Raw genomic sequence first — 12840 nt, forward strand, 5'->3', positions numbered from 1 at the left:
GATGATTTGGTTCTAATAAATTTAATCAACGTAATCAAATTTAACTATTTTGATTTCAGTAATTCCTGCACCACTTCCTGCATAAATTTAGAATCATTATCTGATTGTATATTCAGATAGAGTTTTTCATCATTTCTGTCTTTAGTGATGATTCTGCCTGGCAAACCTACCGGACTTTTGCCTGTAAGCACTGCATAAAATACGCATGCAGAAAGATATGTTCCCGACGGAGAAGGATGGCTGCCGTCCTTATCAAATAACTGAATATCAGGACGAAGCGCACGTACTTTTTCCCAGGCCTGACCAACAGGAACAACAGTTGCCCCAATTTCCGCAGCCAATTTTTGGTATCCATCAGTAATGATTTGTTGCTTTTGCGGATCATTTTCTCTTGCCCAGGTGGTGTACAGATATACTTTCGCGCCGTAATTTCTTATGAAGTCGTTCCATAATTTTCCATAATACAACAAACTGTCTGGCTTATTGATGGCTTGCAAACTAAAATCTTGCAGGATGATGATGTCAAACTTGTTTTTTTCTATTATGTCTTTGGTTTTCAAATTGTTTTCATGATTCCAATGTTGTCTGAGACTCATACCTCCACCGGTGGATTGTCTTGTTTCCAGGATCATTGAATCTTTTTCAGACATGACCTGAACTGTCAGTGGCAAATTCCAAAAGTAAGTATAGCTGTTTCCGACAAACAAAACTTTTTTCGAACCAGCTGTTTGCCCCCAAATGGTATGGGTAAGAAGTAAAAGGAAAAATATATTAAAATATTTACACATATGTATGATTTAAATTATGTTTTAAAAAATATCTAAAATCAGTCTGTGATTGTTTTTGCCATTATCTATACCCTTTGGAATAGACTGTTTGATTTACCACCAGAATCCCATTATCGGTAGGAAGTCTTTTAGTTTCAATAGTCAGCCTTGGTTCCCATGGAGCACTTGTAGCTTTTTCCAACCAAAGCGAATATATGACGGTGCTAATTTTTGTTTTGTTTTCATTCCTGTCCAAATAAGGCACTTTAGTAGTGATAACCAGTGTATTTCCGTCCCAATGCGTTGTTGAAACATTAGGATTATTGTTCCTACCAATAGTATTTTGGTTAAGAGAAGGTGAGCCATTCAAAAAGTATTCATATGATATTATGGGTAATCCCTCTCTAGGATTGAAAAAAACTTTTTCCACTTTAAGATCATCTTTTGTATGAATGATGGTGAGTTTATCTCCCCAGCCACTTCCCAATGATGGATGTTTTGATTTTTCAAGCTGATTTATGACCGAAACTGTACTCAATTCTGCAGTGGACCAACTGCCTGAAAAATCAGGATTGTCCAGAGATGTTTTAGGTTTATATTCTGCATTCCTGTCTGCCCTTGAAAAATATGGCTGCCATTTTCCTGTGCCTTTAGGCGGTGGATAGTAAGGTTCATTTTTGTTAGCGGATGCTGATACTAACGGATGTTTCACCAATGACAATTCGTAATCTTTTACAATGGAATCCATTACCCCTATCACCCAAGGGTATTCATCAGTTACGTCAATTTCTTCATGAGGATCCACATGCAAATCAAAAAGCCTTACTAAGTTATCCGGGTCAGGATCGGGGATTTCTGTCTTAAAGTTGTACCAAAATTTCCAGTTTTGCCATTTGACCGCCATTACTTGCCCTTTTCTGTTCAGAAAAATACAACTTTCCCTGTTGGATGTATTCTGTTTTCCCTGAAGAAAAGGCAATTGGTTGACACCATCAATTATACGTTCGCTTTGCCCATAATCTGTAATCCCTGCTATACTTGCAAATGTAGTAAAAAAATCTGTCTCATGAAATATTTCATCTGATACCCTTCCTGCCGGAAATTGGCCGGGCCATCTGATGACACAAGGACTCCTTACTCCTCCTTCCATAGCAGAATTATAGTACCCTCTCCATGGACCCGGATTTCCTCTCCATGGTCTTCGTAGTTCAGCACCATTGTCTCCACACCATATGACAATAGTATTATTACTAATTCCACTTTGATCAAGTTCAGCCAGTATCAGTCCTACATTATAATCAATATCGGCCATTGCATCAGCCATATCTCCTGCTCCTGTAGTGCCTTGTTTGTCCGGATGCGGCAATGCAGGAAAATGTAGTTGTGTCATTGGAAAACATAAAAAAAACGGTTTTTTCTGTTGTACATTTTTTCTAATGAAGGCCACACTTTTTTCACTGCATTCTCTGTCGATGATCCTTCGGGCAGGAATATCAAATGGTTTCACTTTTTTAGATGCTTCACCTTTTACGCCTGAATAAACATAGGGCACTTCATCCTCTTTTGGAAAACCCTGCATGGATGAAAACATAGAAACATGGGTCGTTCCGGGAATCCCGTACCACTCGTCAAAGCCTTGCTGTGTGGGTTCTCTTTTACCTAGCCAGTCATCACCACTGACATCCCATTTTCCATAGACAGCTGTTTTGTAGCCTTTAGATTTAAGGATTTCGGCTATAGTATTTTCCCAAAGGGTGATACCGGAAAAATAATCTTCACCGGTCCTCATGGCATACCTTCCGGTCATGATGGAAATTCTGGAAGGCGTACAAGTATATTCCACATTAAAATTTGTCAGTCGGATGCCTTCCTTGCCTATTTTGTCTATATTGGGTGTAGGTACTCCCCGCACACCACCATATGAATGGACTTCTCCGATACCGATATTATCACCAAATATCAAAACTATATTCGGCTGATTTTGAGCTGATAACCTATTGATGCTTTTCAAAAATGCAGCGAATATCAGCGTGCAAACCACTATTTTACTTTTCCATCTTGATGTTATAAACATTAAAGTAAATTGACTAATTGAATTAATTGAACTACATTGAAATCCATTGAACCATATTGAACTCGTTGAAATCCATTGAACAATATTGAACCACACTGAACTACAATGTACATATTGAAATCCATTGAACTCTATTGAATATATTGAACTACATTGAATTATATTGAACAATATTGAACCACATTGAACTACAATGTACATATTGAAATCCATTGAACCATATTGAACTCATTGAAATCCATTGAACTTATTGAAATCCATAGAACTCTATTGAATATATTGAACTACATTGAATTATATTGAACTACATTGAATTATATTGAACAATATTGAACCACATTGAACTACACTGTACAAATTGAACTCCATTGAACTCTATTGAACTCATTGAAATCCATTGAACTTAATGAAATCCATAGAACTCTATTGAATATATTGAACTACATTGAATTATATTGAACTACATTGAATTATATTGAACAATATTGAACCACATTGAACTACACTGTACATATTGAAATCCATTGAACTCCATTGAACTCCATTGAACTCCATTGAACTCTATTGAACTCTATTGACCTACTTTTCCACTTCGACAATGACTTCAATCTCCACCGCCATATTGAAAGGAAGCGATCCTACACCAACAGCGCTTCTCGCATGTTTTCCCTTTTCCCCAAATACTTCGATCATCAGGTCTGAAAAACCATTGATTACTTTTGGGTGGTTTTCAAAATCCGTTGTGGCGTTGACCATACCAAGGACTTTGACGATGCGCTTGACTTTTTTGAGTGAACCCAATTGTTGTTTCAATTCCGCTAGTATAATCATGCCTGTTAATCTGGCTGCTTCCTGCCCTTGCTCAATAGTCAAGTCACCTCCCAGTTTGCCTTTGATGTATGTTCCATCTGCCTTTTTCGGGCCTTTTCCTGAAAGGTAAAGAAGGTTACCTGTTTGCACACTATTGACGTAAGATGCTACAGGTGCCGTTACTGTGGGCAATACTATTTTAAGTTCTGCAAGTCGTTTATCAGGATCCTGTGCATAGAGAGTAGATGATGTTAATATGAGATATAATAAAGTTGAAAAAATAATTACTGGTTTCATAATGCACGTATTTAGTTTAGAAATGGTAAATGTACTTAACAGTATGATTAAAATTTATCCTTCAGCAATAAAATGTCTTATTTTCGCTAAAAATAATATCAATTTATAATCCAAAAACAAAATTTGAACATGCTCTAAGTTTTTATTTTCCGAAGTGCTTCTTTTTTTGTCAGACCAGATAACTGAGGATTGTTTTCAACAAAACTCCTGACAGCTTGTGGTTGAATACTGCTATAATTCCTCAATGCCCATCCCTGAGCTTTTCTGACAAAAAATTCCGTACTCCTGTCATGCCTGAGTATGGTTTCGCAAAGCAAATCCCAGTCAGTAAGCATTTTATATTTCAGTTGGAAAATGATGGATGATCTTTGCAACCATATATTTGTACTATCCATCCATTGGTATACATAAAAATCCCGGCATTTTTTGTCATGTCTGAATATTTCGCCAACGATATTTGGAGCCAATCCATCGACAGTGTCCCACCATGACTTACTCAAAATCAAACTTTCGAGCACCGGTAAATGACTGCAATTCATCTTTCCGGCCAGTGGAGCCATCAGGTCTATGGCCATATATTGATGCTCTCTGAATGGACTATTCCATAATTTTAAAATAAATTTCCAAAAATCTTCATCCGGAGATATTTTTTTACCTTCTTTGAATTCCTTAACCAAATTTTTCCTGTCGGGACTTGAAATACCCAGAAATTCAAACTGGTTTTTCATGTACGCCTTCATACCTATGGCCTTTTCAGGATTTGCAAAAGGCAAACATATATTTTCTATCTCGATAAACCAATCCATTAGTTAATCGGTATATACATCTTCATAATGGCTCTTATCGCTGGATATAATTACAACAAATAAAATGATGCAGCCAAAGATTGTAAACGCAGCCCCTAAGCTATTGCCAATAGAAAGCAAGGGTCCGCCTTCGCCTGATAACATCGCCCAACGTATCAGGCTAAACAGCACATTAGCACCCAAAACACCATAAGCCAACTTAATGGAAAAGCTTTTTTTAATGAGTAAAAACAATCCTCCAAGTAGAAATAAAAATGAAAAAAACAAACCTATATACCCAAACACAATGATTTTTTTAATCGTTTTCTCAGGAATATCAAGCATAGCTCCAAACATATCTTTCACCATTTTTTTGTCACTGTCTGACTTATTATTAAAAGTAGAAACAGTATCAGAAGCCTTAACATCATCATCTTCAATATAAGGTTCTTTCAAAGTATCAAAGGCATCGGAAGAATCACTTTTTTCGCTGTCAACTTCAATCTGCGTTTCTATTAATGAATCAGGTTCAGAATGGCCATTATCATCTCCAATATTTTCCATTATTTTGTCCTTCATGTCAAGAATCGACCTGATTTTGATGAATTGAACATCATTTTTAATGCCACATCCTCCGATCAACATCATCAGGATAGCTACTACAATTGCCCACGTCGGTGTTTGAGATTTCATCATGTTATAATTTGCTTCAAATAAAATTCATTTTTGTTCTTTCAGAAAAGTATTTCATAAACTAAATATTATAATGAATTTTTCAACCTCATTATATAATTAAGGAAGATCAACTCCTGCCAAAACAAACGGAACATTCTTGACAGCTTTTGGACTATCTACATTTAATAAAAGCTTGATGCCTGGTTCCAAATTATCACTAAAGAAGTATGTATGAACATTGTTGGAAACTGAAGATGAAATGTTGGCAATCTTTTTCCCTTTAGCATCTTCAAATTCAAGAGACATTACTGAAGATGCATCTCCTTTAAAAACTAAAAAGATCGCTTTTTCTATGTCTTCCTCAGAATAGTAAGAAAGATTTGTAACCAGACTACCTACGTTGTAAGCAAAGTCCTTTTCACCCTCGGGCAATTTCTCTATTTCCTTATATCTGGTTTCAAGGTCAGTTTTATTAAGCTTTTGCAAAGCAGCCTTATCGTAATAGAAAAGACCATAAGGTGCATTTTTGGGAGCCAAGTTTACTTCAGCTTTTTTTCTGAAATCAGAGATTTTAACTATCCCGCCATTAGCTTCTGTTGGTTTAAAAAAACTTACAACACCGTCCAGAGAAATGGTAGATGCAGATCTGGAAGCTTTTTGCAATTGGATAATTATACTTTCGTTGACAGGTTTGTATTTAGAAGGTTCCTGAGTTTCAGAAAGCAGATTGATTCCTTTATTGTCAGCAGCTTTTTTCACTTCAGTAATTTTGTAAAAGGAAAAATTTCGCACTTCATCCCCGATAGGCTTTACCTCCACTTTACAGTAATCCCAACTGCCACTTTGTGACCTGTTTTCTTCAATACCCACAAGAGTCAATTTTTGAGCTGATAAACAAAATAAGACTAAAGAAAAAATTATGGTTAAAAATTGTTTCATTTTTTGAATTTTTTAAGGTTAAATAAACAATACAAAATTATACAAAATCTATCAATAATTTGCACAACCAACAAAAGAAAATATCTTTGCAATTCATTATCAAAACAAATAAGACATGGGTACTTCTTTCAAATGCAGAATTATAATTGCATTCTTATTTTCATTGCCATTGTGCCAAATGAATGCGCAATTCAGCTCAGATAAAACTTACATTCTCCAGCAATTAGACAAAAAGTATGATAATTATTGCAATATTGCAAAGCAGATATGGGATTTTGCCGAGCTTGGATACCTCGAAAACAGAAGTTCTGCTTTACTCCAGCGAACCCTTGAAAAAGAAGGATTTAATGTTGAGGCTGGTGTCGCAGAAATGCCAACATCATTTGTAGCCACCTATGGCAGTGGAAAACCTGTGATAGGGATACTGGCTGAATTTGATGCATTACCAGGATTGTCTCAGGATACCACTCCTTATAAAAAACCACTGGTTGAAGGAGGTACCGGACATGGATGTGGTCACAACTTGTTCGGTACGGCATCTATGGCTGCCGGAATAGCATTGAAAGACTGGCTTATAAAAAATAAAAGATCAGGTACCGTAAAGGTCTATGGTACACCAGCAGAAGAAGGCGGCGGTGGTAAAGTGTATATGGTCAGAGCTGGTTTGTTCAAGGACGTGGATGCTGTGATACACTGGCACCCTGGTGATGGAAATCATGCAAGTCCACAAACATGTCTGGCAGCAACCAGCCTTACTTTTAAGTTTTATGGAAAAACAGCACACTCTGCTGCGGCACCTCAAAGAGGAAGGTCGGCGCTGGACGGTGTTGAAGCACTTAACTATATGGTCAACCTGATGAGAGAGCACGTGGATGAAAAATCAAGAATCCATTACATCATTTCAAATGGTGGTCTCGCATCCAATGTCGTGCCTGATTTTGCATCAGCGGAGTACACTGTACGGCACCCTGATGTAAAAGAGGTTCAATCCATGTTGGACAGAGTCATCAAAGCGGCTCAGGGAGCTGCCATGGGTACAGGTACCACTGTTGAATATGAAATCATCAATGGATTATATGGACTTCTACCCAACGAAACTCTTGCCAAAGCCATGAATGACAATCTGGAAAAGTTGGGTGGTGTCAAATACAATGCTCAGGAAACCGCGTGGGCCACTAAGCTAAGAGAATCTTTCAACGGACCAAATGTTCCTCCGCTTTCCAAAGCCTCTGAAATACAACCCTACAAAATGGGCTACTTTCCCGCATCCACGGATGTGGGAGATGTAAGTTATGTTGTCCCTACTGTAGGACTTGGTACGGCAACCTGGGTTCCTGGTACAGCCGCACACACCTGGCAAGCCGTTGCAGCTGATGGCATGAGTATAGGATTTAAAGGAATGATGCTGGCTGCCCAGACACTGGGCACCATGGGGGTTGATTTATTTTCCAATCCGGAACTGGTCAGTAAAGCAAAAGAAGAATTCAAAACCAAATTGGGTGATCTGGACTATAAACCATTGATAGGAGACAGAAAACCGCCTTTGGATTTCAGAAAGGGTTTGAGTAAGCCGGAAGTGATGCCTTAATACGACTGCCTGTGGCATTTTCTGAAGGTGTGAGATTGTATAGGATGATCGTCAATGTTTTATAAAATTCGTAAAACTGAATCGCAGTTACATAATGCGACTTTAAGTGGATAAGCGTAAACGTTCAAAGAGTTTATTTCAAAACTTGAACTTTGTAATTTTTTCACTAATCTTGATATATTCTCCTAAAGCAGCTGAACCATACCAAGGTAAAAGGTCAACTTCAAATATACCGGCTTTTATGGCGGGATCTGTATCACAAAGTGATTTAGCTTCCTCTAATGTTTTAACATTCAAAATAAATAAGCCCCTGTAAGTCAATTCGTTTTTACCAAATGGGCCCGCTACAATCAAAAGTCCTTCTTTGACCAATCGATTGATGTTATCCATATGTCCTTTGAATAATTCTGCCTGTTTTTGCTTGTCTTCTATCTTAACTGGACCGGTTTTCAAGATTACAAATACATAGCTTTTCATGCCATACTCATCAGCTTCAAGTTTTTTAGCAAGTGTGGCATCGTAATCAGCATTCACCGTCTGGGCTTGGACATTATTATTGATCAAAAGTGCAACAAAGACAACATATAATGTGTGTTTCATATTTCAATATAATTTTCCAACGTTTGAATTCATAAAAATATAGAAGTGATTTGATAACGTATGTTTAAACGACATGTAAGTACTTGGTATTCTAATCGTAATAATATTTCATTTTCATAGCCAAAGCTATTTGAATCATTTTTTATGATGAGATGAATTTCATTGACTTAAATAGGATTTAATAATATGTTTGTAAATCACTTTATAAATAAAACATGGCTTCATTTCACCAATTTACTATAATAAGCCTGAGCTACACTTTTGTCTTTTGCATCCACCCTGTGTATTGATATCACAACCTCCAATCTTTCAGGTACCCAGAGACCATCTGTTGTGGTCGGCAATGTATAGGAATATGATTTTCTGAGTATGTCATTTTTTTTAAGAGCTGATCCAAATACATCGCCATCAAATTTAGTGATCATATCTCTCAATACATGCTTGTGGTTATAATCCTCTATAATTACTGCCCCGTTTGTCTGAGCATCAATGATATTGGATTCGGTGATGAATATACTGACATTATAATTACCATCAAGATTTTGTAATGGAATAGCTGCAACTTCAAGATCTATTTTTCTGGTGTTTTTATCGTATTTGATCTCGGGAATGATATTAAGGACATGAGGTTTTTGGAGTTCTTTTTCAACCGCAGACTGCCATAGATCAGGTATACTCACCATGATGATATCATTTTCGTCGGGTACCCTGTTGATAGATGCTGATGGTTTTCCAAACCAGGGTTTGAACCAGTTTTCAAGGTCTTTGGCTTTTGGATTTCTGAAGTCATATTTACTCTTGGCAGTGGGTCTGGACAAAAACTCACCATGGATAGCTACTGCCGCTACTCTTCCTGGAAACTTTTTAAGGATATTGTCGATTGCAGTACTTCCCTTTGGGCAGTTGGGGCAGCTTGCGCCTGACAATTCTTCGATGATCACTACCCTATCAGACTTGGGTATGATGGGATCTGACAAAGTGATGGGTACTTCTGTACATCCAGAAACCATAAATATACACACAAAAGTTGCGCACAATTTTAGGAAATCTTTGATCATTGTATTGATATTTAAAAAGTTGTATTCATACTGAATCTGAATCCGCTGAAGGCCGGCTCCAACCGGCAGATGCCACCGCTGCATACTACGCCTTCTACTTGTTTTACATATCTAAGACTATATCTCTGTGCATCATGCAAATATACCACACCTGCCGTGGGGTAAAGGATTTTTTCAATTTCTCCTTTAGGATTTTCTTTTTTGGGCTTTGAGTTAAACATGCCTGAAATTTCAAAATTCCATTTTGGAGCTATGCTGTATTCTGCCAATCCAAAAAGCCAGCTACCAAAGTCCTGCTCTGTCTTCATGTATTGAAACTCTGTCCGAAGTGATCTGGATGGTGAAAATTTGTACAGAAAATCTACATATGGTACTATGGTTTTGACTAATGGTACTTCTGATTTCATTTCATACACTTCCTGATTATATGTTAACAACTGGATTCCTGACATGAGCTGCCATTTTCTTTTGTGTTTATATACCAACTCTGTATAAATCTCTTGAAATAGTCTGTCCCCTTCTATAGTTCTGATGTCTGATACATTGACTGCTGCGCTAAATGCTTTTGAAAATTTGTATCTGATATCTGCCGCATACGCCATCTCAGACAAATCTTGTGCAGCAGGACTATATCTTGCTGTCAGCCTGTAAGTATTTTGTCTGTTGAGAGGAAGTAAAAAATTGACAAGACCTCTGAGTAGTCTTTGGTTGGGATCAATTCTGAAATTAAAATTTTCAGTTCTTTTGGCTTCCACATTGATACCGAGATTTCCTTTGGAGTAAGAAATGCTGGTATAAAGTACCGAACCGGTCTTTTGCTCCAGCTTGCCTATGGAAGAACCAATGATCTCTCTCTTTTCGGCAAAAGGATTGTAAAAAATATCATCAGACTTCAAGGTAACCTCAGTGTACAGGCTGAATCCTTTGTATTGTGTAGTATTGTAAAAAGTTCCGCCAAATACATTGTGATTGGGAATAAACCGATCTTCTTCGAGATAGGTCCGAAGTGCATCTGCCACTCCGGCCATATTTTCATCAGAAATAGTTCTGTTGACAAATCCTATACCGGGAGCTAATGTGACAGGTGACTCTTCACTGCCCAGACTTAAAAAACCTTCCAACCTTACACCTTTGAGATTACCAGAGTAGGTGTCAAAAGCATTTTTTTGTTTACCGGCGAATCCAGTGATATTCCATGAGTCATTAAAATTGTATTTGATCCTTGCACCATAGAGCGCATTATCAATAAATAGTGGTCTGTTTTCAAATGCCCTGAACAACAATCCCGACCCAATCTGATCATACAGATATCCGGCACTGATTTCAACCTTGTCTAATCTTTTTTGAACATACCATCTGCCAATACCTATGCCTGAGTAGGAATCTGTGGGATTTCTCAGGTTTGAATTATTAAACATATCAAACCGTACTCCCAAAGTAAAATCTTTGATAGAATAATTAAGGTTAAGCCACGCTTCTCCTCCAAAAAACTGACGGTCATATTGAGGAGTATTGATAGCATTGATCGCAGAATCGCGTAAAAAAACATTGGCATTGGTCTCAAATGCACCGGAAATTACTCCCTTTTCCTGTCCCGACATCACTAATGGATATAACAGCAATGCAGAAAACAGATACTTTATCATCTTGAAAAAATTATATCTATAATAACTTAAAAAATAACTGCTTTGTTGCCATAATGGATAGCAATTAAATAAAATAAGCGGACAATTTCTTATCCGCTTTTTTTTATGTCCAATAGGTTACTTTTTTATCAGGCCGGTTGTAAAGCTTCAATTTCGGCCAGATTAGCATGCAACTGAGCATCTGACATGTGGTGATTGTGCAGTTTGCCTGCAAAGTAATCGTCATATGCCTGAAGATCAAAAAACCCATGTCCGCATAAATTGAATAGTATTGTTTCTGATTTTCCTTCAATTTTGCATCTTTCAGCCTCCTTGATCACCTGATAAATCGCGTGAGTGGCTTCCGGTGCCGGTAAGATGCCTTCAGCTTTTGCAAAAGTAAGCCCGGCGGCAAAACACTCCAATTGCTGAGCAGCAACAGCTTCGATCAATCCATCTTTAAGTAGTTGACTGCACAGTACACTGGCACCATGATATCTCAAACCTCCTGCGTGTATCGCCTCAGGCATAAAGTTGTGTCCGAGGGTATACATAGGCAATAATGGAGTATAACCCGCGGTATCACCAAAGTCATATTTGAAAACCCCTTTTGTCAGCTTCGGACAGGATGCCGGTTCCACTGCAATGCATCGTATCTTTTTTCCTTCGGCAAAGTTGTATCTCAGGAATGGAAAACTTATACCTGCAAAGTTACTTCCGCCGCCCAGTGGTGCGATGACAATATCAGGAAAATCTCCCGCCATTTCCAACTGGGCAATACACTCCTGTCCTATGATGGTCTGATGCATCAGTACATGGTTCAATACACTACCCAAAGCGTATTTGGTATCACCACTTTGTGCTGCAATTTCGATAGCTTCTGATATGGCTATTCCAAGGCTTCCGTTTGAATTTGGATCTGCCTGAAGGATAGCTTTTCCTGCATTGGTATTTTGAGATGGTGACGAAAATATATTGGCTCCAAATGCCTTCATAATCATCTTGCGATAAGGTTTCTGATCAAAACTGATTTTAACCATATACACATCGCATTCTAAGCCAAACTGCTGGCATGCAAAACTCAAAGCAGTTCCCCATTGACCGGCACCTGTTTCGGTAGATATTTTTTTAACGCCTTCCTGTTTGCTGTAATAAGCTTGTGGCACGGCAGTATTGGGTTTGTGTGACCCACTCGGGCTTGTACCTTCATATTTGTAATAAATTTTAGCCGGCGTATCCAGCACTTTTTCAAGTGCCGTTGCTCTGACCAAAGGTGTCGGCCTCCACAACTTATATATATCCTGAACCTGATCAGGAATCTCATGATATCTCTCAGGACTTACCTCTTGTTTGATGAGTTCCATAGGAAACAAAGGTGCAAGATCCTCGGGACCGACAGGTTGTTTTGTACCCGGATGTAGTGGTGGCAGAGGTTTATTGGGCATATCAGCAATGATATTGTACCAATGTGAAGGCATCTGAGATTCAGATAAATATATTTTTTTGTCCATAAAACTTTTGATTGAAAATTTTTATAAAAATAGAGTAAAATAAACGATACTGATAGTGCCTGCAAAAAATATACCATTCCTTACAAAGCACATTTCTAAAATGATAATCTG

General features: G+C 37.8%; 11 protein-coding genes. 1 reads left to right on the forward strand and 10 read right to left on the reverse strand.

Annotated elements, in window-relative coordinates:
• Positions 1-44: 44 nt before the first annotated feature.
• The 6 genes from IPK35_14540 to IPK35_14565 form a co-directional block, all read right to left on the reverse strand.
• Positions 45-788 carry a hypothetical protein gene (locus tag IPK35_14540; protein MBK8054441.1) on the reverse strand — a complete coding sequence of 248 codons (744 nt, stop codon included), beginning with the start codon at positions 786-788 and terminating at the stop codon, positions 45-47.
• Between the two features lie 61 nt (positions 789-849).
• On the reverse strand, positions 850-2841 hold the full coding sequence (locus IPK35_14545; GenBank protein MBK8054442.1) for a sulfatase-like hydrolase/transferase: 1992 nt from the start codon (positions 2839-2841) through the stop codon (positions 850-852).
• A 579-nt stretch (positions 2842-3420) separates the two neighbouring features.
• Positions 3421-3948, reverse strand: a complete 528-nt coding sequence (locus IPK35_14550; protein ID MBK8054443.1) for a RidA family protein — start codon at positions 3946-3948, stop codon at positions 3421-3423.
• Between the two features lie 134 nt (positions 3949-4082).
• Positions 4083-4754: a DNA alkylation repair protein gene (locus tag IPK35_14555; protein MBK8054444.1), complete on the reverse strand. Its 672-nt coding sequence runs from the start codon at positions 4752-4754 to the stop codon at positions 4083-4085.
• Positions 4755-4757: 3 nt separating this feature from the next.
• Positions 4758-5429 (reverse strand): hypothetical protein, encoded by a 672-nt coding sequence (locus IPK35_14560; GenBank protein ID MBK8054445.1) that lies wholly within the window; start codon positions 5427-5429, stop codon positions 4758-4760.
• Positions 5430-5525: 96 nt separating this feature from the next.
• On the reverse strand, positions 5526-6347 hold the full coding sequence (locus tag IPK35_14565) for a hypothetical protein (GenBank protein ID MBK8054446.1): 822 nt from the start codon (positions 6345-6347) through the stop codon (positions 5526-5528).
• A 115-nt stretch (positions 6348-6462) separates the two neighbouring features.
• On the opposite strand from IPK35_14565, the gene IPK35_14570 reads away from it, so the two are divergent.
• Complete coding sequence (locus IPK35_14570; protein MBK8054447.1) at positions 6463-7935, forward strand: amidohydrolase; 1473 nt, start codon at positions 6463-6465, stop codon at positions 7933-7935.
• A gap of 138 nt (positions 7936-8073) precedes the next feature.
• On the opposite strand, the gene IPK35_14575 is transcribed toward IPK35_14570, so the two are convergent.
• From IPK35_14575 to IPK35_14590, 4 genes are all read right to left on the reverse strand, one after another.
• Complete coding sequence (locus tag IPK35_14575; GenBank protein MBK8054448.1) at positions 8074-8535, reverse strand: hypothetical protein; 462 nt, start codon at positions 8533-8535, stop codon at positions 8074-8076.
• Between the two features lie 221 nt (positions 8536-8756).
• Complete coding sequence (locus IPK35_14580; protein ID MBK8054449.1) at positions 8757-9593, reverse strand: Omp28-related outer membrane protein; 837 nt, start codon at positions 9591-9593, stop codon at positions 8757-8759.
• 11 nt (positions 9594-9604) lie between these two features.
• Complete coding sequence (locus IPK35_14585; GenBank protein MBK8054450.1) at positions 9605-11239, reverse strand: hypothetical protein; 1635 nt, start codon at positions 11237-11239, stop codon at positions 9605-9607.
• A 128-nt stretch (positions 11240-11367) separates the two neighbouring features.
• On the reverse strand, positions 11368-12729 hold the full coding sequence (locus tag IPK35_14590; GenBank protein MBK8054451.1) for a TrpB-like pyridoxal phosphate-dependent enzyme: 1362 nt from the start codon (positions 12727-12729) through the stop codon (positions 11368-11370).
• Between the last annotated feature and the right edge of the window lie 111 nt (positions 12730-12840).

It is taken from the genome of Saprospiraceae bacterium (genome assembly GCA_016713025.1).
Taxonomy (GTDB): domain Bacteria; phylum Bacteroidota; class Bacteroidia; order Chitinophagales; family Saprospiraceae; genus OLB9.